Here is a 20488-nt window from a genome sequence, read left to right as displayed (position 1 = left end):
TTATCTACTTGAAATTATTATAAAAAATAACGCTCATTCAGAGTGATTCATAGCGTTTTGTGAATCAAGAAGCTCCTTTCTTTTTTTTGAACTAGTTTACTAGTACAAAAAATAAGTGTATCTTACTTAACGTTTTCCTAATAAATAATATACAAGAGAGAGATGTATGGCACACAAAGAAAAAATTGAAATTAAAGTCGCCAATGATGATACCCGTATTGATAAGGTTGATCAGGTGCTACCACCGATTGCATTATTGGAAAAATTTCCGGCCAGTGAAGCGGCGGCTGCATTAGTGCAAGAAACCCGTCATAAAGCCCATGATATTATTCATGCTAAAGATGATCGTTTGTTGGTGATTATCGGTCCATGTTCTATTCATGATCCGAAGGCAGCGATTGAATACGCTAAACGTTTGAAAGTATTGCGTGATAAATATAAAGATAGCTTAGAAGTGATTATGCGCGTGTATTTTGAAAAACCGCGTACTACCGTGGGTTGGAAAGGTTTAATTAATGATCCTTACCTTAACGATACTTACCGCTTGAATGACGGTTTACGTATTGCCCGTAAATTACTATCCGACATCAATGATTTAGGTGTGCCGTCCGCCGGTGAGTTTTTAGATATGATCACCCCACAATATGTGGCGGATTTTATGAGCTGGGGCGCAATTGGTGCGCGTACCACAGAATCCCAAGTGCATCGTGAATTAGCCTCCGGTTTGTCTTGTGCAGTTGGTTTTAAAAATGGTACCAATGGTGGGGTGAAAGTTGCCTTAGATGCTATTGGAGCTGCGGAAGCGCCGCATTATTTCTTGTCTGTAACTAAATTCGGCCACTCAGCGATTGTTTCCACCAAAGGGAACAACGATTGTCATATTATTTTGCGTGGTGGTGACAAGGGGCCTAATTACAGCGCAGAAGATGTCGCAGCAGTTTGTGCAGCTATCGAAAAATCCGGCCGTATTCCACATGTTATGGTGGATTTCAGCCATGCTAACAGTAGCAAACAATTCAAAAAACAATTGGATGTTTGTGAGAGCGTGTGTCAGCAAATTGCCGACGGCTCGAAACAAATTTTTGGTGTGATGATTGAAAGTAATTTAGTGGAAGGTCGTCAGGACTTAGTCGATGGACAGGCAGCGGTTTATGGACAAAGTATCACCGATGCCTGTATCGGTTGGGAAGATAGCGAAGCAGTGCTAAAATCCCTTTCCGATGCCGTATTGGCGCGCCGGGCTAAATAAGATTGGCTTTAGAAAATAATCTGCGCCTTCGGGGGCAGATTTTTTTATATCTATAATTTGCCCGTTCATTATGTGGATAACTGTTTTTTTAACAGATCTAATAAAATCAATAACTTAGAGTTTATTTTTATAAAAACTCTGAAAATCGTAAGGGCGTTTGGACTGAGGGGATTCCATGAGCGATATGATCCAAGGGCTATTGGTGGTGCTTTGCCCGATGCTCTTAGGCTATTTAATCAAATTAAATCGGCCGGATTATTTAAAGAAAATCAACCATATCGTAATGGGATTACTGTATTTAATCCTGTTTCTGATGGGCTATTTGCTTGGCCAATTGGAAGATTTATCCATAAAGTTGCCTTTAATCGGTAAAACTGCAATTGGACTGGCGCTGGTTATTTTGACCTGTAATTTACTCGGTTTGATAGCCTATGATTTGTGCAAGCCTGCAGCTCCCTTGAAATCCCATGGGCAAAGCAGTTCTTCTTGGAGCTCGCTGAAGGATTCGGCAAAGTTGTTATCCACCGTGATTATCGGAGCCATATTGGGTTATGTCGGCCATTCTTTTTTGCGTTTGCCGGAAGGAATTAATCTCTATTTTTTAATTGTGCTTATTTTCTTTGTCGGTATTCAACTGCGTAATAGCGGTATTTCAGTACGCGAAGCATTATTCCATCGACGGGGATTCTATACCGGGGTGATCTTTACGTTGACAACTTTACTTGGTGGTATGTTGGCGGCTTACTGGCTGGCATTACCGGTGACTCAAGGTCTGGCTTTCGCTTCGGGAATGGGATGGTATTCACTGTCTAGCGTGGTGATTGGTAATGCCTGGGGGCCGATGCAGGGGAGTATCGCTTTTTTAAATGATTTATTGCGGGAATTGGTTAGCCTTGTGGCGATACCTCTGTTGATGGGACGTTTTCGCTCAGCGGCTATCGGGATTACCGGAGCTACCGCGATTGATTGTACCTTACCGATTTTGCAACGGGCGGGTGGACTTGAAGTGACTTCGATGGCGATTTCCTTTGGATTTATTACCAACATTCTGCCACCATTTTTATTGGTCTTTTTTAGCGCCCTGCCAATTTAGCGGGCGCTTCCCATTATTCTTTCCAAACGACGTGGAATTCGCGTTCTTCTTCTCGATGGGAAATTAAGAATTTGGCAAAGATATCCGTCATCTCATCCTTGTCATCCAATAAACCAATCCAGACTTCAGCAAAGTCTTGCGGATCAATTAACACACCAATTTCTTCTTCCCAGTTATCGGCAGTTTCGACGAACTCCACGGCACCGCGCTCTTCAAATTGTAAATTAAATAGCAGAATATCGGCAGGATCTAAATTTTCCGAGGCCATTTCTAAAAAAATATCATAGGCCAGATCAATGGCCGTATCGGGATCTAAGGGCTTTACACTATTGTTCATAAGTATTCCTGGTTTGATAAAACGCAAGAATCATACCGAAAACGGCAATACGGTCAATAAGATTCGAGTGAATGCCTATTTTTATTGGCATTTTAAGGCTAGAATAGGGCTGCTTTTAAATTGACTATCGAGGTGACTATGTACTACGGATTGGATATCGGCGGCACAAAAATCGAATTAGCCGCGTTTGATGAAAATTTAACCCGCCTGTATAGCAAACGGGTAGCAACCCCGCAAACGCATTATGATCATTGGTTGGACGCCATTAAAGATTTGGTGGATAAAGCTGATGCGCATTTTGCCGAAAAGGGGACTGTAGGTATTGGTTTGCCGGGATTTGTGAATCAGCAAACGGGGATTGCCGAGGTGGCCAATATTCGGGTGGCTGATAATAAACCCATTATCCGGGATTTGACCGCTCATTTAGGACGCGAAGTTCGCGCAGAAAATGATGCCAATTGCTTTGCCCTATCAGAAGCCTGGGATGAGGAAAATCGTGATTATCCTTCCGTATTAGGCTTAATTCTTGGTACTGGGTTCGGTGGTGGCTTGGTGATTGATGGTAAAGTATATTCCGGACAAATCGGCATGGCCGGTGAGTTGGGGCATATGCACTTGAATTATCATGCATTGCAATTATTAGGTTGGGATAAAGCACCGATTTATGATTGTGGTTGTGGTAAGCGCGCCTGTTTGGATACCTATTTGTCCGGTCGTGGTTTTGAAATGCTGTATCGAGATTTACAGGGCGAGGCTTTAAGTGCCAAAGAGATCATTGAGCGTTTTTACGCTGGTGATGCAAAGGCCAAAGCATTCACCGATTTATTTGTGGAGTTATGGGCTATTTCCGTCGGTAATATTATTACTGCATTAGATCCACATATGATCGTGTTGGGTGGTGGTTTATCCAATTTTGATTATCTCTACCAAGCATTGCCACAGGCTCTTCCTGCGCACTTGATGCGTAGTGCCAAAGTTCCACCGATTAAAAAGGCCAAACATGGTGATTCCGGTGGCGTACGGGGAGCTGCAGCATTATTTTTAAGCCGTTAAACGATAGGAGTAAGTAATGTTTAGCGAACTTAGTCTACGCATTGAAGCCATTTTGCAATGGTTAATTACCACTTTTGATGAACCCTTGTGGAATTTGACCATTGTGATTTTATTGGGGGTCGGTTTATTTTTTACCGTGACTACCGGTTTCGTGCAATTACGCCTATTTCCACGTAGCTTGCGGGAAATGTGGTTTGGACGAGCTGCAGAAGGCAGCTCGTTAACGCCATTTCAGGCGTTTGCTACCGGTTTAGCCAGCCGGGTTGGGGTAGGTAATGTCAGTGGGGTTGCTACTGCGATCGCCTTAGGTGGGGAAGGTGCAGTATTTTGGATGTGGGTTACTGCCTTTGTCGGTATGGCCAGTGCCTTTGCCGAGTCAACCTTAGCACAAGTATTTAAAATTCAAGATAAGGATGGTTCTTTCCGTGGGGGGCCAGCCTATTATATTACCCAAGGGATCCGTTCAAAAAGTTTGGCGTGGTTATTTGCGGTAATTTTTATTTTTACCTATGGCTGTGCCTTTAATGCGGTACAGGCTAATTCCATTGTTGAAGCGACTAAAAATGCGTGGAGCTGGCAAAGCGAATATGTTGGTATTGGTTTAGTTGTGCTTTCCGCATTGATTATTTGGGGCGGCATTAAACGTATTGCTGTTTTTTCCAGTACTATTGTACCGGTGATGGCGCTGTTTTATTTGATTATGGCGGTAATTATTCTGGGGATGCATATTGATATGGTACCGCAGGTGATTGCCGGTATTTATCGCAGTGCTTTTAATTTTGATGCTGCAGCAGGCGGCTTTTTTGGCGCTTTAGTTTCTAAAGCGATGTTGATGGGGATTAAACGCGGATTGTATTCCAATGAAGCGGGGATGGGTTCTGCACCAAATGCGGCGGCGGCAGCTCATGTACGCCATCCGGCCAGCCAAGGCTTAGTCCAAATGTTGGGCGTATTTGTGGATACTATGGTGGTATGTTCCTGTACTGCGATCATTATTCTATTGTCCGATAACTATGGTGGTGAACATCTCAAAAGCATTTCCTTAACGCAAAATGCTCTGCGTTTCCATATCGGTGAATTTGGTGTGCATTTCTTGGCATTTATTTTGTTGTTATTCGCTTTTTCTTCCATTATCGGTAACTATGCCTATGCGGAAAGTAATGTCCGTTTCCTAAAAAATAAAACCTGGGTAGTGGTATTTTTCCGACTTTGCGTACTGTTCTTTATTTATTTTGGCTCAGTGCGTTCAGGTAATGTGGTGTGGAACTTTGCCGATACGGTGATGGCTGTGATGGCAATTATCAACCTGTTAGCGATTGTGTGGCTATCACCGATTGTGTGGACGTTGGTGAAGGACTATCAAGCCCAGTTAAAGGCAGGCAAGGAGCCGGAATTTAAATTGGATGCTTATCCGGAGATTCGTAAGAAAGTCTTTGATCCGCGGATTTGGAAATAATTCCTCCGATATTCGGATAATAAAAGCCCATCGAGTGTTCGATGGGCTTTTTGTTTGAAGAATGTGACATCTAAATGCCCCCTCGATTTTAAAAGTTTTGCCTAAAAATCATTGTAACTTATTGATTTTATTAGTGATGCTTTTAAAGTCTTTAGGAAATGTGACATTTTTTGAGTAATGCGTGTATTTAGGCCTTTACCCGATATTTATAATGCACAGCTAAGAACAGTAATAGCGCGAGTAGTGCAAAAATAGCACCACTAAAGCCAACATATTGCAATCCAATATGGTTCATAATTTGGTTGCCAAGTAGTGCGCCGGCACCGATGCCCGCATTATAAATCCCAGAAAAAATAGCCGTTGCTACATCGGTAGCATCAGGAGCCAATTGCAACACCCGCATTTGCATGGATAAACCGATGCAAGAAATGCCGATTCCCCATAGTAAGGCAATTGCCACCATGGAAATTTCGTTTTGCACAAAGAAATATAGCAAGGCGAGCGACAATCCCACCAATAATACGGCGCTTACGATAAATTTGGCCGGGCCAAGACGATATAAGCGATTAAATAGAAGGCTAGCTAGCAATCCTGACACACCAAAAATCAATAATACCGCGGTGGCAAAATTTGGATCCAACCCACCGATTTGTAACATAAAAGGTTCAATGTAGGTGTAGGCAGTAAAGTGTGCGGCAATCACAATCAAGACGGTACCATAGATGCCTAACAACAACGGACGTTTGGCCAGGACGGGAAGGCTGGCTAAGGAACCGGCATTTTTGCTTGGAATATTCGGCAGAATGCGCATCAACAACAGCATGATGACTAGCGCAAGCGCTCCAATAATGGCAAAGGTTACCCACCAACCTACGACTTGACCGATTAAGCGACCGAGCGGTAAGCCTAAAATAGTCGCAAGAGCCGTGCCCACCGCCAACATCCCCAAGGCTTGGGTTTTCTTAGTTTTCGGCGCGACCCGCATTACTAAGGACGCGGTGATTGACCAGAAAATGGAATGGGCGAGTGCTATGCCGATACGGGAAAGTAGCAAGATCCAGTAATTCCACGCAATCACCGACAAAATATGGCTGGCAATAAAGAGTAGAAAAAGTTTAATCAGAAGCCCACGACGCTCCATTTTTCCGGTCAATAGCATGCCGGGTAGAGACATAGTCAGTACTGTCCAAGCATAGACGGTGACCATCAGCCCGGTTTGGGCGGTGGTCATGGAAAAGCTTTCGGCAATATCCGATAAGAGGGCGATGGGAACGTATTCTGTGGTGTTGAATACAAAGGCTGCGCAAGCCATTAGAATGACCCGCCAGGACTGAATTTTTTCCACTTTGTGGTAAAACGACATTATTTTAACTTCTCTTTAAGCAATGCTTTGATTTGATCCCGTACATCCTTGTTGAATTGAATTTTGTATTGTGGTGAATAGCAGCTACCAAAAAAATGAATAGGTAGCGTTAATCGACGATATTTTTCGCTTGTCGGACTTAAGCCTATTTCGAAATCGCATGTCGCCTGAGTTAAATTCACTTCGCCTTGTCCTTTAGCTTCAAATAGTGGTGCCTGTAATTGTAGTTTTTGAATACGGAATTTATTTTCATCAATTGAGGCGCTTGAACTCAGGTGTTGGTAGGCCGTATTGAGTTCCTTACCATTAAGTAGTTGCTGATTATAATTAATTGGTAGATATTGCGCTGCCAAATCTAGTAGGTTAAAACCAAGAAGCTCGCCATTGTAAACATCGAAATCCATTTGTCCACGGCTTAGTAAGGACTGTTTAAATTGTAGTTGAATATCAAAATCTGCATTGCCAGTTAGAGTATTCGGCAGGCTAAGGATTTTACTTAAACGCTCAATCGGAAAATTATTCCCAAAGAAATTTAAACTGCTTTGTCCGTTCCTACTCTGTTTAGCGATTTTTAAGGTAGCTAAACAGCTAGTTTGACAATCAGGACGCATATAGGCGGTAAATGATTTATCTGGCTCGGAGAGATCCAGATAACTTTCAATATAGCCTATGGCTTGCCCATTTAAACGACTATCAACAAATTGCAATAAATAGTGGCCGTTTTGTTGGCTGGAAATATTGCCTTTATTGAAAGCAAACACAAATTTGCGATTGTTACCATAAACCGGCTTGGCCAGATTGATATGAATTTCTCCGTTGCTCTTAAAAGGTAAATTACGGGTCAATAAATTATTGAGATAAAGCCCGCTAAATTGCGCATCAACATCGATACTATTGATGGCATCATCGCTAAATTTGGCCTCGTGAATGGATAGTTCCCGCAAGATGGCATGACCTTGAATAAATTGGCCAAGATCTAAACGGGCATTTAGCGATGCCATTGAAAATTGTTGATATTTTACCTTGCTAAGGGTAATTGCCGGAGTTGGTATGAACGATAGCTCGATGGACTGTACGGCTATTTGACGACGACTTAGCTGTTCATTGATTTGATTAACGAAGCCGTTAAGACGCAGATAAAAAAAGGCAAAGACCGCAATTAGCACGATCAAAAGGCCGATTGCGATCTTTTTCATTTTTTACTCATCCTTATCGATACGACTAGCAACAGCGCTTTGTTGGTTACGGTATTTAGCATCTTGGCGACGATTATAAGGCCGTGCAGCATGTCCGCTAAGCACTTCAAAACTAAGTGCGCCAATTACCATGTTAGGGCGTAATGCTAATGGAAGCTTACCGGAGTTATAGAATTCCAGTACGATTTTGCCTTCCCAACCTGGGTCTATGCGATGGGCGGTGACATGCACCATTAAACCTAATCGGGCAAGCGAAGAACGACCATCAAGCCAACCAATAATATTGTCTGGTAGTTTGACAGATTCTAAGGTTGTTGCTAGCGCTAACACGCCAGGATGAAGAAAGAAGGCTTCGTTATCGGCAATGATAATCTCTTCGCTCATCACTGATTCTAATTGTGCGGAAACTTCTTCTTTTGGGCCACTTAAGTCAATATAAGGTGCAGAATAATCACGAAACACTCGAAAGGAATTACCTAAGCGAACATCGATGGTTGCTCCGTTAATTTTGTCATTGGCCGGGCGAGGGGTTAGTGAGATAGTTCCTTCGTCCAGATAGCGTTCAATATCAGTATCGCACAAGCGCATATGATGTCCTTATTTTTGGTTAAGTAAGTGAAGAATCTGAGCTTTCAGCATATTGATCGCAATCCGGTTTTTACCGCCTCGAGGAATCACAATATCGGCATATTGTTTGGATGGTTCAATAAATTGTAAAAACATCGGCCGCACGGTCGCGCGATATTGATCAATTACTGACTGTAATGAACGTCCACGTTCTTCCATATCTCGTTGCAAACGGCGGATAAAGCAAATATCTAACGGAGTATCAACGAATACAGAAATATCGGCCAATTGACGAACCCGTTCATCGGTCAATAACAATATGCCTTCCAGGATAACAATTCGTTTAGGTGTGAAGTGGTTGGTTTCATTGGTGCGGGTGTGTTCCACGTAACTATATACCGGGATATCTACGGCTTGTCCGTTTTTGAGGAATTTTAGATGCTGAATTAGTAAATCCCTGTCCATTGAATTTGGATGGTCGTAGTTGGTTTTTATCCGCTCGCTCATTTCCAAATGACTTTGATCTTTGTAGTAGCTGTCTTCGGCGATAATACCGATTTCTTGACAACCCAATTCGTGACAAAGTTCTTTGTGGACGGTGGAGGCAATGGAGCTTTTACCAGAGGCGGAAGCGCCGGTAATTGCAATGATAATGCAGGATTGATTGGACATAGAGCGACCTAATTTCAAGAAAAATTAGAAGTAATTATAAAGAAAAATTGCTAGGAATTCATTATTTGGAAAATTTTTATTTTGTGAACGAGCTCACGGTATTTTGGGCTTTTTTCTTTTAGGATCAGCACGTTTTTATTTATTAAATTAACACTGAGGTTATTGTTATGCGATTAGCTAGAGTTTCTTTTGCCGTATCTACCGCTTTATTGACAGCCGGATTAGCTTTTTCCGGTAATGCTGCCGCTAAAGGTCGTTTGGTTGTGTATTGTAGTGCAACCAACATCTTATGTGAGACAACCACAAAAGCGTTTGGTGAAAAATACGATGTAAAAACATCTTTTATTCGTAATGGTTCTGGCAGTACTTTTGCCAAAGTTGAAGCTGAAAAAAATAATCCGCAGGCAGATGTTTGGTTTGGCGGTACATTCGACCCGCAAGCTCAAGCTGCAGAATTAGGTTTAATAGAACCTTATAAATCAAAACATATTGATGAAATCATAGAGCGTTTCCGTGATCCAGCTAAGACCAAAGGGCATTATGTATCAGCTATTTATATGGGAATCTTAGGTTTCGGAGTGAATACCGAACGCTTAGAAAAATTAGGTATTAAAGAAGTACCAAAATGCTGGAAAGATTTAACAGATCCTCGCTTAAAAGGTGAAGTGCAAATTGCGGACCCACAAAGTGCAGGTACAGCGTACACGGCTCTTGCTACATTCGTCCAACTTTGGGGCGAAGAAAAAGCATTTGATTTCTTGAAAGCATTGCATCCAAATGTATCTCAATACACTAAATCAGGTGTAACTCCATCTCGCAATGCGGCACGTGGTGAAACCGCTGTAGGTATTGGTTTCTTACACGATTATGCGCTTGAAAAACGTCAAGGTGCGCCTTTGGAATTAGTTGTACCTTGTGAAGGTACCGGCTATGAATTAGGTGGCGTGAGTATCTTAAAAGGTGCGCGTAATATCGATAATGCAAAATTATTCGTGGATTGGGCATTATCTAAAGAAGGTCAAGAGTTAGCATGGAAACAAGGTGACTCCTTACAAATCTTAACTAATACCACAGCAGAGCAATCGCCAACCGCATTTGATCCAAATAAACTTAACCTGATCAATTACGACTTTGAAAAATATGGTGCGACCGAACAACGCAAAGCCTTAATTGAAAAATGGGTTCAAGATGTTAAGTTAGCGAAATAATTTACAGATGAATTAGGCGGGGTGATGCCCGCCTAATTTGTTTAGTTTGTAGCTAAAAATATAAAAGGGAGTGAATCGATGAAAAAATCAACTATATCTTTGAGTCTGTCAGCAGTTTTATTTAGTGGAATCTTTTTTAATAGCTCAGCAATTGCTGAAGGCCGTTTAGTGGTGTATTGCAGCGCCCAAAACTCAGTATGTGAAAAACAAGTGCAATCTTTTGCTCAAAAATACAATGTGGATGCTAGTTTTATTCGCAACAGTTCAGGGAGTACCTTAGCGAAAATAAAGGCTGAGACGAATAATCCTCAGGCTGATGTATGGTATGGCGGAACATTTGATACCCATTCTCAGGCAGCAGAGATGGATTTATTAACTGCATATCAATCACCAATGTTGGCAGAAGTTATGCCTCAATTTAAAGATCCTGGGCGCCGTAAGGGAAACTATAGCTCAGTAGTTTATATGGGGGTATTAGGTTTTGGAGTTAATACAGAAAAACTGAAAAAATTAGGAATTACTGAAATTCCAAAATGTTGGAAAGATTTACTTAATCCTAAATTTAAAAACGAAATTCAAATTTCAGATCCCCAAAGTGCTGGAACGGCGTATACCGCAATAGCAACATTTGTACAGCTTTGGGGAGAGGATGAGGCATTTAATTATTTAAAAGCACTAGATAAAAATATTTCACAGTATCCTAAAGCTGGAACAGCACCTGCTCATAACTTAGCTCGGGGTGAAACTACAATTGGTATTGGCTTTTTACAAAACTATTCTTTTGAGAAACAGAATGGCGCCCCAATTGAAGTTGTTGTTCCCTGCGAAGGTACCGGTTATGAATTGGGTGGGGTGAGTGTAATTAAGAATGCTAGAAATTTAAAAAATGCAGAATTGTTTGTTGACTGGGTTATGTCTAAAGAAGCACAAGAAATTTCCTGGAAAGAAGCACAATCTCACCACATTCTTACAAATGTAAATGCTACATCTTCTCCCTATGCATTGAAATCTAATGAGTTAAATTTAATTAATTATGATTTTAATAAATTTGGTGCATCAGATGTTCGTAGTGGCTTAATTGATCGCTGGGTTAGAGAAGTTAAATTAAATAAATAAATGGAGGCTTTATGAGAAAGCAGTATTATTTTCTCAATTCCAATCTATTTTGGGTAATGCTTGCTATGGCAGGCTTTGCCCTTTTACCTTCTATGGCATTATATTATGGTATTTTTGATTCAACAGAAGATGAAATCCTTGCGGCCATGGGATGGAGTTCAATAAATTTGAGTTGGTTTTGGTTTGGTTCTTTGTTTCTTATTCCAATATTTTCTTTTTTATATAGAGGAAGAGGAACCGTACTACAAGGTAAAGTAGAGTTTTTCTTAGCTTGCTTAATTTTTTCTTTTGTAATGATTTCTGCAAGTGTTGAAAAATTCAGTCTAGGTTATTCTGAATTTATTCTTACAATTGCCTTAATAGGTATTTCAACGAACGCTCTTGCAAAAATGAAAGTAATGCAAAGTGATAAATTTGTTATCGCATCATTACTGAGTATTGTTTTACTTATATTTTTCTTTATTGTTTATCCTACTTTAGCCATTTTTATCTCTATGTTTTATAAAGGAGATGAATTTGTTCCTGGGCAGGTACTCGATATTGTTAAACAGCCTTATGTTGTACGTATCATTTTAAACTCACTTGCTGTAGCAGGGACAATAGGTATTCTGGCAACAGCGTTTGGTTTAGTATTTGCTCTTTATACCACTAGAATTGCAAAGCGTAGTGCAGTTATTGGTAAAATATTTTCTATTCTTCCAATTGTGACCCCTCCATTTGTTGTTGGCTTGGGGGTGACATTAATGCTTGGTCGTTCAGGATATATTACCCATTATTTAGTTGAGTATTTGGGATTTGAAAGTAACTGGTTATATGGTTTTACAGGGATTGTAATTGCACATACACTTGCTCTGACGCCAATGTCTTTCATGATATTGGAAGGCGCTTTAAAGTCTATCCATCCATCAATTGAAGAAGCTTCTTACACCTTGCGTGCAAATCGTTACCAAACTTTCTTCAATATCATTTTTCCATTACTTAAACCTGCATTAGCAAATTCTTTTTTAGTTGTTGCAATTCAGTCTATAGCAGATTTCAGTACGCCATTAGTTTTGGGCGGAAGCTTTGATGTTATTTCTTCTCAAATTTACTTTTATATAGCGGGGTCTCAGCTAGATTATGCATCTGCAAGTACATTGGGAACAATCCTTCTTATTTTCTCATTGGGTATTTTTATTATTCAATATTGGTGGATTGGTAATCGCTCATACACTACTGTGTCGGGTAAGTCTTATCGTGGTGATGTGCAAGATCTTCCTGTAACCATGAAGTACGCTATTACTTTTGTGTTAGCATTTTGGATAGTATTTAATGTACTGTTATATGGTAGTATTTTTTACGGTAGTTTTACGGTGAATTGGGGTGTTGATTATACTTTAACACTTAAAAATTATATTACGTTATTTGGTCAAGGCTTTAGTGATGGTGCATGGCCATCTCTAATTCAAACAGTTATTTTTGCTGCAACAGCAGCACCAATAACAGCATTATTTGGCTTGCTTATTGCTTATATTACAGTGAGACGGGAGTTTAAAGGCAAAAAAACTTTAGAGTTTCTCACTTTGTTATGTTTTGCCGTACCAGGTACAGTTGCTGGGGTATCTTATATATTGGCCTTTAATGATGCCCCAATTTATATAACAGGAACAGCATTAATTGTAGTTTTATCAATGGTTATGCGTAATATGCCTGTAGGTATGCGGGCGGCTATTGCAGGATTGGGGCAATTAGACAAATCTTTAGATGAGGCGTCCTTATCGTTAAAAGGTAGTTCCTTTAAAACGATTTGTTTTATTGTTTTCCCTTTATTGAAGCCGGCTTTACTTTCAGCCCTTGTCACAAGTTTTGTTCGAGCAATGACTACAGTAAGTGCAATTGTATTTTTAGTTACAGCAGATACTCGTGTTGCCACATCTTATATTCTAAATCGTGTAGAAGATGGTGAATATGGCATAGCAATTGCGTATGGTTCAATTCTGATAGTAGTTATGATGGCCATTATTTTATTCTTTGACTGGATTGTGGGTGATACCCGAATTTCCCGTTCTAAAGCGAAAAAAATGAATTAACTCGTTAAGTTGTAGGTAAATATTATGAGTAATAATGATTTCTTAGTATTAAAAAATATCACTAAATCTTTTGGTAAATCCACAGTCATTGATAATTTAGATTTAACTATTAAACGTGGCACCATGGTGACCTTATTAGGGCCATCTGGTTGTGGTAAAACTACTGTGTTACGTTTAGTGGCTGGCTTAGAAAACCCAACTTCAGGTCAGATTTTTATTGATGGTGAAGACGTAACCAAATCATCTATTCAAAATCGTGATATTTGTATCGTATTCCAATCTTATGCGTTGTTCCCACATATGAGTATCGGTGATAACGTAGGCTATGGTTTACGTATGCAAGGCGTGAGCAAAGAAGAACGCGCTAAACGTGTAAAAGAAGCATTAGAGTTGGTTGACTTAGCAGGTTTTGAAGATCGTTTCGTGGATCAAATTTCAGGTGGTCAACAACAACGTGTGGCATTAGCGCGTGCATTAGTGTTAAAACCCAAAGTATTACTTTTTGATGAACCATTAAGTAACTTAGATGCCAACTTACGTCGTTCTATGCGTGAAAAAATTCGTGAACTGCAACAAAGTTTAGGCATTACCTCACTTTATGTGACTCATGACCAAACTGAAGCATTTGCGGTATCCGATGAAGTTATCGTCATGAATAAAGGTAAAATCATGCAAAAGGCACCTGCAAAAGAGCTTTATTTGCGTCCAAACTCTTTATTCCTAGCAAACTTCATGGGCGAATCGAGTATCTTTGAAGCTAAATTGGAAAATAACACTATTGATGTTAATGGTTACAAATTGCCATTAAGTAATGCCGCGCAATTTAATTTACCCGATGGCGAATGCTTAGTGGGCGTACGTCCTGAAGCGATTTACTTAAAAGCAGAAGGCGAGGCAGCACAACAATGTGAAATTAAGAGTGCAGTCTATATGGGTAACCATTGGGAAGTGGTGGCAATTTGGGCTGGCAAAGAATTGCTCATTAACACCAAACCAGAAGACTTCAATGCTAATCTCAAACACGCTTATGTGAACTTCTCTGAACAAGGTATTTTCTTGTTGAAAAAAGAGAAATAATGTCAATCTAAGGGCGTATGGAAACATACGCCTTTTCTTTTAAAATCCTTTCAAAATTGACCGCACTTTTCCTCTCATTTTTATTTTCCTCAACAGAACTGTATAATATTTGCCCTTTGAATATAAACGATTGAAGGAGGAAAGCATGATAAAACCTGATACTTTACCGCAATTTTTGCGTAATAAAGTCGAGGAAAACGATGCCTTTGGTCTTGTGGAAGGGCTATGCCAATTATTACGTAATAGCCCCACAGAAAAAATTTCTCCAACCTTGCATTTGTTTAAGTTTATCTTAAAGAACGATAAAGAATTAGGCTGTTCTGTTTCGAAATTATTATGTGGTTGGTTATGTGACTTACGCCTTTACCCGTTGTTTATTAGTAGCGGCATTCTTACACGTGGCGGTTTTGGACAAGAAATGAAAACGCGTATTTATGAGCGTTTCAATCCGTCTTTTAAAGATATTAATGATTTACGTGATATTTTCTATTTATTGTTTAGCGATAAAAATGATGCTCGTTGGATTGATGCCGTTCCCTTAAAAACGTGGCGAGGCGTATTTGGTATTTTAACCCGTTATACAGAACAAAAAGATCGTGAACGTTTAAGAAACCATATTGAAAGTGAAGGATTATTTGCCATTGAAATGCTTTCAATTTGGATTGCTGCTGAAGATATGGATCCTGAACTGATGCGAATGGAACCATCTCTGTTGAATGCCGATTCTCCTTTTGTGGCATTACACCGTGAAGTGGTGGATTGGCTGCAGGCGCGTCGCCAATCAACGATTTTTGATGATGGCCATTTACAGGTAATGTTTAGCCAATGTAAAAAATTAGTTGAGCGTTTGCAAAAACGAGGAGCGGTAGTGGGATCGTCCTTAAATACGGCGTATTTATTGGAACGTCTTTCCCAGACTTTAGAACGATTAGAAACGTTGATGGCGATTTTTGTTTCAAATCGCTATTTGCCGCGTCGAATCTTATTATTAACCGGTTGTTTTGCCCGTGCGGCAGCAGAACGTCATAGTATTTCGCGACTATGGAAACAAAGCTCAGGATTAATGGCTCGTAGTGTTACGCAGAATGCAGGCGATCATGGTGAGCATTACATTACTCGAGATAAAAAAGAGTATTGGGCAATGTTTTATTCTGCCGCAGGTGGTGGAGTATTAATTGCATTGATGGCGCTATTTAAAACCTATCTAGGCAGTATCATTGATGACAAAGTCTGGAAAGGCATTGCAGAAGGCTTGAATTACGGCTTAGGTTTTATGGTGATCTTTATGTTGCATTTTACTGTTGCAACGAAACAGCCTGCCATGACAGCCGCTCGTTTTGCTGAGGCCGTCGAGAAAACGCCTCAAGGTAAAACCGTCAATATGAAATTAGCCCAATTATTAGTGGATGTATTTCGCTCTCAAAGTATTGCAGTGCTAGGCAATGTGCTCATAGCGATGGGATTGGCCGCATTGATTGCTTTTGGTTACCAATATAAAACAGGTGAGCCGTTGATGAATGCTGATCAAATCGCTTATCAGTTGCATAGTATTGATCCTTTTGCGGGAACCTTATGGTTTGCAGCCATTGCGGGTGTATGGTTATTCTGCTCGGGGATTATTTCGGGGTATTTTGATAACCGTAGCAATTATTTGAATATGCGTATGCGTTTAACGCAACATCCGTTATTGAAAAAATTGATGTCGGAGAAGTCTCGCGTTAAATTTGCTAATTATATGCATGAGAATTATGGCTCGCTTATCGGTAACCTTTGTTTTGGTATGTTGCTTGGGATTACCGGTGTGGTAGGTTACTTAACGCATCTTCCGTTAGATATTCGTCATGTGGCATTTTCATCTGCGAATGTAGGCTATATTGCAGTGAGCGGACAATTCGCCTATTCATTGCTTTTACAATGCATTGGTTTTGTATTGTTGATTGGTTTAGTGAATTTAATTGTCAGTTTTTCATTAACGCTTTGGGTGGCATTGCGTTCTTTGAATGCGGAAATTGATAGCTGGTGGCCAATTTGGCATGAAGTTTGTCAAATTGTGAAAAAGCGCCCATTGAGCTTATTTTTTCCAATTCAATTGAATAAATGATACTGAGCTTAATAGGATATGATGCGAGACTTTATAACTAGGCGTTTAAAAAATGATTAAATATTTGTTTTTAGATGAACGGATAAACTGATGAAACATATTGAATTATAAAATAAAAACGTGATTTTTTAGGGCGTAGGTATTATTATTGGCGAAATTTTTTGTATTACGTAGTAAGAATCTAGAGGAAATTATGCAACATCTACAAGAGCTTGTCGAAAAGGCAAAATCGGCAATCGAGTCAATTCAAGATAAAAGCTTATCCGCATTGGATGAAATTAGAGTGGAATATTTTGGTAAAAAAGGACATTTTACCCAACTGATGCAAGAACTACGCAATGTCGCCGCGGAAGAGCGGCCGGCTATAGGAGCAAAAATTAATGAGGCTAAACAGGCTGCATTAGATTTTTTAAATGAAACCAAGTCGGCTTGGGAGCTTGCAGAGCTTAATGCTAAATTAGAGATGGAAAGGGTTGATGTTAGTTTACCTGGTCGTAAGGTCGATATGGGGGCTTTGCATCCTGTGACATTAACTATTCATCGTGTGACAAAATTCTTTTCTGAATTAGGTTTCAGTGTAGAGAGTGGTCCTGAAATTGAAAGTGACTACTATAACTTTGACGCATTGAATATTCCGAAGCATCATCCGGCTCGTGCGGATCATGATACATTTTGGTTTAATCCAGAATTACTATTGCGAACCCAAACCTCAGGTGTGCAAATCCGTACAATGGAAAAAATGCAGCCACCAATTCGAATTATGGCGCCAGGTCGAGTGTATCGAAATGACTACGATCAAACCCATACCCCAATGTTCCATCAAATTGAATTGCTTTATGTAGATAAAAAAGCAAACTTTACTGAACTTAAAGGTCTATTGCATGATTTCTTACGTGCATTTTTTGAAGAGGATTTACAAGTTCGTTTCCGCCCATCTTATTTCCCGTTTACTGAACCTTCTGCCGAAGTGGATGTTATGGGGAAAAATGGTAAATGGCTTGAGGTTTTAGGTTGTGGAATGGTGCATCCGAATGTATTACGCAATGTTGGTATTGATCCGAATGAATATTCGGGCTTTGCTGTGGGAATGGGGGTGGAACGCTTAACAATGTTGCGTTATAACGTGACTGATCTACGTTCATTCTTTGAAAATGATCTTCGTTTCTTAAAACAATTTAAATAATCGACAGTGAATAAGAAAGCACATTGCGTTAATGAGTAAAGGATAAAATATGAAATTTAGTGAAAATTGGTTAAGAGAATGGGTAAATCCGGCGGTAACAACTGAGCAATTATGTGAACAAATTACCATGCTTGGCCTAGAGGTCGATGGTGTTGATGTAATTGCTGGTGAGTTTAATGGCGTGGTTGTAGGTGAAGTTGTTGAGTGTGCACAACATCCGGATGCCGATAAATTAAGAGTGACAAAAGTTAATGTCGGTGGCGAACGTTTATTAGATATTGTTTGTGGTGCACCTAATTGTCGTCAGGGACTAAAAGTAGCTTGTGCAACCGAAGGTGCCTTATTACCAGGTGACTTCAAAATTAAGAAAACTAAACTGCGTGGCCAACCGTCCGAAGGTATGCTTTGTTCTTTCAGTGAATTAGGTATCGATGTTGATGCAGATGGCATTATCGAATTACCACAGGATGCGCCGATTGGCATGAATTTACGTCAATACTTAGATTTGGATGATAAAGCCATTGAAATCAGTTTGACGCCAAACCGGGCTGATTGCTTAAGTATTGCGGGTATTGCTCGTGAGGTTGCAGTAATCAATCAACAAGCAATGAAAGAACCTTCAATTACACCGGTTGCTGCTACGATTAGCGATAAAGTTTCTATTGAGTTAAAAGCCCCAGAAGCCTGTCCGCGCTATTTGTTGCGTATGGTGAAAAATGTCAATGTAAAAGCGCCAACACCAATCTGGATGCAGGAAAAATTACGCCGTTGCGATATTCGCTCAATAGATCCGATTGTGGATATTACCAACTATGTATTGCTTGAATTAGGTCAACCGATGCATGCATTTGATGCAGCAAAAGTTGCTCAGCCGGTACAGGTGCGTTTAGCCAAAGAAGGTGAAAGTTTGGTTTTACTCGATGGCTCTACGGCAAAATTACAAGCCAATACGTTGGTCATTGCTGATTGCAACGGTCCATTGGCTATGGCGGGTATTTTTGGTGGACAAGCCAGTGGCGTGAATGCTGAAACAACTAAAGATGTTATCCTTGAAGCCGCCTTTTTTGCTCCGTTGGCTATTGCCGGCCGTGCTAGACAATATGGTTTACATACGGATTCATCCCATCGTTTTGAACGTGGTGTGGATTTCAATTTACAGCGTCAGGCAATGGAACGGGCTACGGCATTATTATTGGAAATTTGTGGTGGGGAAGCCGGTGAGATTTGTGAGGTTGTGGATGAAACCTATCTACCGAAAGTCAATACCGTTAGCTTACGTCGCGAAAAATTAGATGCATTATTAGGTCACCACATTCCGACTGAAACCGTCACCGATATTTTCAATCGATTAGGTTTTGCCGTAGATTACGCGGATAATGTATGGACGGTAACATCGACTAGCTGGCGTTTTGACATTGAAATTGAAGAAGATTTGATTGAAGAAGTTGCACGAATTTATGGTTACAACAGCATTCCAAACAATGCGCCATTAGCACATTTAAGAATGCGTGAGCATCGGGAGTCCGATGTTGAAATTTCAACCTTCAAAACCGCATTAGTTAGTTGCGATTTCTATGAGGCGATTACCTATAGTTTTGTTGATCCGAAAATCCAGAGCTTGTTACATCCGGAAATTAAGCCGATTGTGTTGCCAAATCCGATTTCCTCAGAAATGTCTGCAATGCGAGTGTCACTTTTGACAGGCTTATTAGGGGCGGTGTTATACAACCAAAATCGTCAACAAAGCCGTATCCGTTTATTTGAACACGGACTTCGTTTTATTCCGGATAGTCAAGCTGAGTTCGGAGTGCGTCAAGAAGCGGTGTTCGCTGCGGTAATGACTGGTGCGAAAAACAACGAATCTTGGGGAGAAAAATCCCAACCTGCAGATTTCTTCGATCTGAAAGGCTATGTGGAAAATCTCTTTGCGTTGAGTGCTGCGGGCAAACGGGTAAAATTTGTTGCGAAAAGCTTTGCCGCACTCCATCCAGGACAATCAGCCTCAATTGAATTGGATGGGCAAGAAATTGGTTTTATTGGTCAATTACATCCGACTATCGCACAAAAAATCGGTATTAATGGTAAAGCATTCGTTTGTGAAGTGTTAGTGGAACCTCTAGCTGTGCGTGAAGTCATAACTGCGAAAGAAATTTCCCGCTTCCCTGCGAACCGTCGTGACCTGGCATTAGTGGTTGCTGAAGATGTGCCGGCAGGTGATTTACTATCAGCATGCCAAGCTGCAGGTGGCGAGAAACTTGTCCAAGTTAATTTATTTGATGTTTATCAAGGTATTGGTGTGCCAAGTGGTTATAAGAGCCTAGCAATCGGCCTAACAATCCAGGATAATGAAAAAACCTTATCTGACGAAGAAATCAATACTGTGATTTCAGCAGTTTTAAAAGAAGTGAAACAACGTTTTAATGCGGAGTTAAGAGAGTAAATTATGACAGTGACCAAAATCGACATCATTGAGTTTTTAAGTAAAAAACACAATTTGAATAAAGCCGATGCAAAAATGCTGGTTGAGGGCTTTTTTGAAGAAATCCGTATTGCGTTGGCTTCTGGTGAAGAAGTTAAGTTATCAGGCTTTGGCAATTTTGAATTGCGCAATAAGGCTTCGCGCCCAGGACGCAATCCAAAAACCGGGGAAAGCGTACCGGTTTCAGCACGTCGTGTTGTTTCCTTTAAACCAGGACAAAAATTACGCGGCCGCCTTGAACATGTAAAGGTTAAACCTTAGCAATAAAG

The 20488-nt window shown here is 40.4% G+C and carries 17 protein-coding genes; 12 read left to right on the top strand and 5 right to left on the bottom strand.

The window, feature by feature from the left end; genetic code table 11:
- Positions 1-166 precede the first annotated feature (166 nt).
- Positions 167-1249 (top strand): 3-deoxy-7-phosphoheptulonate synthase AroG, encoded by a 1083-nt coding sequence (aroG, locus tag CKV74_RS09225; RefSeq protein WP_007242539.1) that lies wholly within the window; start codon positions 167-169, stop codon positions 1247-1249.
- A 175-nt stretch (positions 1250-1424) separates the two neighbouring features.
- Positions 1425-2342, top strand: coding sequence for a LysO family transporter (locus tag CKV74_RS09220; RefSeq protein ID WP_007242567.1), 918 nt, complete (start codon positions 1425-1427; stop codon positions 2340-2342).
- 13 nt (positions 2343-2355) lie between these two features.
- Here the strand turns inward: CKV74_RS09220 and CKV74_RS09215 are convergent, their stop codons facing one another.
- Entirely contained in the window at positions 2356-2679 is a 324-nt protein-coding gene (locus tag CKV74_RS09215; RefSeq protein ID WP_095177059.1) for an HI1450 family dsDNA-mimic protein, read from the bottom strand.
- 138 nt (positions 2680-2817) lie between these two features.
- Here CKV74_RS09215 and nagK point away from each other — a divergent pair, with 138 nt between their 5' ends.
- Both nagK and CKV74_RS09205 read left to right on the top strand, forming a co-directional pair.
- Positions 2818-3732: an N-acetylglucosamine kinase gene (nagK, locus tag CKV74_RS09210; RefSeq protein WP_007242540.1), complete on the top strand. Its 915-nt coding sequence runs from the start codon at positions 2818-2820 to the stop codon at positions 3730-3732.
- A gap of 16 nt (positions 3733-3748) precedes the next feature.
- The gene (locus CKV74_RS09205; protein WP_095177058.1) at positions 3749-5188 is read left to right on the top strand and encodes an alanine/glycine:cation symporter family protein; all 1440 of its coding nucleotides are present in this window, start codon (positions 3749-3751) and stop codon (positions 5186-5188) included.
- A gap of 187 nt (positions 5189-5375) precedes the next feature.
- On the opposite strand, the gene CKV74_RS09200 is transcribed toward CKV74_RS09205, so the two are convergent.
- Genes CKV74_RS09200 through udk form a run of 4 tightly spaced genes read right to left on the bottom strand, consistent with a single transcriptional unit; the run spans position 5376 to position 8986 of the window.
- Positions 5376-6551, bottom strand: coding sequence for a sugar transporter (locus CKV74_RS09200; RefSeq protein ID WP_007242553.1), 1176 nt, complete (start codon positions 6549-6551; stop codon positions 5376-5378).
- The gene (locus CKV74_RS09195) at positions 6551-7747 is read right to left on the bottom strand and encodes an AsmA-like C-terminal region-containing protein (protein ID WP_007242515.1); all 1197 of its coding nucleotides are present in this window, start codon (positions 7745-7747) and stop codon (positions 6551-6553) included. The genes CKV74_RS09200 and CKV74_RS09195 overlap by 1 nt, the downstream gene beginning before the upstream one ends.
- A 3-nt stretch (positions 7748-7750) precedes the next feature.
- Positions 7751-8335 carry a dCTP deaminase gene (gene dcd, locus CKV74_RS09190; RefSeq protein ID WP_007242557.1) on the bottom strand — a complete coding sequence of 195 codons (585 nt, stop codon included), beginning with the start codon at positions 8333-8335 and terminating at the stop codon, positions 7751-7753.
- Between the two features lie 9 nt (positions 8336-8344).
- Positions 8345-8986, bottom strand: coding sequence for a uridine kinase (gene udk / locus CKV74_RS09185; protein WP_007242576.1), 642 nt, complete (start codon positions 8984-8986; stop codon positions 8345-8347).
- 167 nt (positions 8987-9153) lie between these two features.
- Between udk and CKV74_RS09180 the strand changes: the two genes are divergently transcribed.
- The 8 genes from CKV74_RS09180 to CKV74_RS09145 all read left to right on the top strand — a co-directional run bounded on the left by CKV74_RS09180 (position 9154) and on the right by CKV74_RS09145 (position 20480).
- Entirely contained in the window at positions 9154-10194 is a 1041-nt protein-coding gene (locus tag CKV74_RS09180; RefSeq protein WP_007242556.1) for an ABC transporter substrate-binding protein, read from the top strand.
- Between the two features lie 78 nt (positions 10195-10272).
- Positions 10273-11310, top strand: a complete 1038-nt coding sequence (locus CKV74_RS09175) for an ABC transporter substrate-binding protein (protein WP_095177057.1) — start codon at positions 10273-10275, stop codon at positions 11308-11310.
- Positions 11311-11321: 11 nt separating this feature from the next.
- Positions 11322-13379: an ABC transporter permease gene (locus tag CKV74_RS09170; protein ID WP_095177056.1), complete on the top strand. Its 2058-nt coding sequence runs from the start codon at positions 11322-11324 to the stop codon at positions 13377-13379.
- Between the two features lie 24 nt (positions 13380-13403).
- On the top strand, positions 13404-14456 hold the full coding sequence (gene fbpC / locus CKV74_RS09165; protein ID WP_007242583.1) for a ferric ABC transporter ATP-binding protein: 1053 nt from the start codon (positions 13404-13406) through the stop codon (positions 14454-14456).
- A gap of 145 nt (positions 14457-14601) precedes the next feature.
- A complete protein-coding gene (locus CKV74_RS09160; protein ID WP_095177055.1) occupies positions 14602-16557 on the top strand; it encodes a site-specific recombinase in 1956 nt (651 codons plus the stop codon).
- A 193-nt stretch (positions 16558-16750) separates the two neighbouring features.
- Positions 16751-17740, top strand: a complete 990-nt coding sequence (gene pheS / locus CKV74_RS09155; protein WP_007242573.1) for a phenylalanine--tRNA ligase subunit alpha — start codon at positions 16751-16753, stop codon at positions 17738-17740.
- A gap of 49 nt (positions 17741-17789) precedes the next feature.
- Entirely contained in the window at positions 17790-20180 is a 2391-nt protein-coding gene (gene pheT / locus CKV74_RS09150) for a phenylalanine--tRNA ligase subunit beta (RefSeq protein ID WP_007242552.1), read from the top strand.
- Positions 20181-20183: 3 nt separating this feature from the next.
- Positions 20184-20480 carry an integration host factor subunit alpha gene (locus tag CKV74_RS09145; protein ID WP_095177054.1) on the top strand — a complete coding sequence of 99 codons (297 nt, stop codon included), beginning with the start codon at positions 20184-20186 and terminating at the stop codon, positions 20478-20480.
- Positions 20481-20488 lie beyond the last annotated feature (8 nt).

It is taken from the genome of Haemophilus pittmaniae (genome assembly GCF_900186995.1).
Classification (GTDB): Bacteria; Pseudomonadota; Gammaproteobacteria; order Enterobacterales; family Pasteurellaceae; genus Haemophilus_D; species Haemophilus_D pittmaniae.
The sequence above is the reverse complement of the archived record's forward strand: the minus strand, read 5'-3'. Positions and strand labels throughout refer to the sequence as shown.

Excerpts from the sequence above, each read along its gene's own strand:
- udk (WP_007242576.1), bottom strand. The coding sequence starts at position 8,986 with ATGTCCAATCAATCCTGCATTATCATTGCAATTACCGGCGCTTCCGCC.
- CKV74_RS09205 (WP_095177058.1), top strand. The coding sequence starts at position 3,749 with ATGTTTAGCGAACTTAGTCTACGCATTGAAGCCATTTTGCAATGGTTA.
- CKV74_RS09175 (WP_095177057.1), top strand. The coding sequence starts at position 10,273 with ATGAAAAAATCAACTATATCTTTGAGTCTGTCAGCAGTTTTATTTAGT.
- nagK (WP_007242540.1), top strand. The coding sequence starts at position 2,818 with ATGTACTACGGATTGGATATCGGCGGCACAAAAATCGAATTAGCCGCG.
- CKV74_RS09180 (WP_007242556.1), top strand. The coding sequence starts at position 9,154 with ATGCGATTAGCTAGAGTTTCTTTTGCCGTATCTACCGCTTTATTGACA.
- CKV74_RS09160 (WP_095177055.1), top strand. The coding sequence starts at position 14,602 with ATGATAAAACCTGATACTTTACCGCAATTTTTGCGTAATAAAGTCGAG.
- pheT (WP_007242552.1), top strand. The coding sequence starts at position 17,790 with ATGAAATTTAGTGAAAATTGGTTAAGAGAATGGGTAAATCCGGCGGTA.
- pheS (WP_007242573.1), top strand. The coding sequence starts at position 16,751 with ATGCAACATCTACAAGAGCTTGTCGAAAAGGCAAAATCGGCAATCGAG.
- CKV74_RS09195 (WP_007242515.1), bottom strand. The coding sequence starts at position 7,747 with ATGAAAAAGATCGCAATCGGCCTTTTGATCGTGCTAATTGCGGTCTTT.
- CKV74_RS09220 (WP_007242567.1), top strand. The coding sequence starts at position 1,425 with ATGAGCGATATGATCCAAGGGCTATTGGTGGTGCTTTGCCCGATGCTC.
- CKV74_RS09170 (WP_095177056.1), top strand. The coding sequence starts at position 11,322 with ATGAGAAAGCAGTATTATTTTCTCAATTCCAATCTATTTTGGGTAATG.
- fbpC (WP_007242583.1), top strand. The coding sequence starts at position 13,404 with ATGAGTAATAATGATTTCTTAGTATTAAAAAATATCACTAAATCTTTT.
- CKV74_RS09145 (WP_095177054.1), top strand. The coding sequence starts at position 20,184 with ATGACAGTGACCAAAATCGACATCATTGAGTTTTTAAGTAAAAAACAC.
- aroG (WP_007242539.1), top strand. The coding sequence starts at position 167 with ATGGCACACAAAGAAAAAATTGAAATTAAAGTCGCCAATGATGATACC.
- dcd (WP_007242557.1), bottom strand. The coding sequence starts at position 8,335 with ATGCGCTTGTGCGATACTGATATTGAACGCTATCTGGACGAAGGAACT.
- CKV74_RS09200 (WP_007242553.1), bottom strand. The coding sequence starts at position 6,551 with ATGTCGTTTTACCACAAAGTGGAAAAAATTCAGTCCTGGCGGGTCATT.
- CKV74_RS09215 (WP_095177059.1), bottom strand. The coding sequence starts at position 2,679 with ATGAACAATAGTGTAAAGCCCTTAGATCCCGATACGGCCATTGATCTG.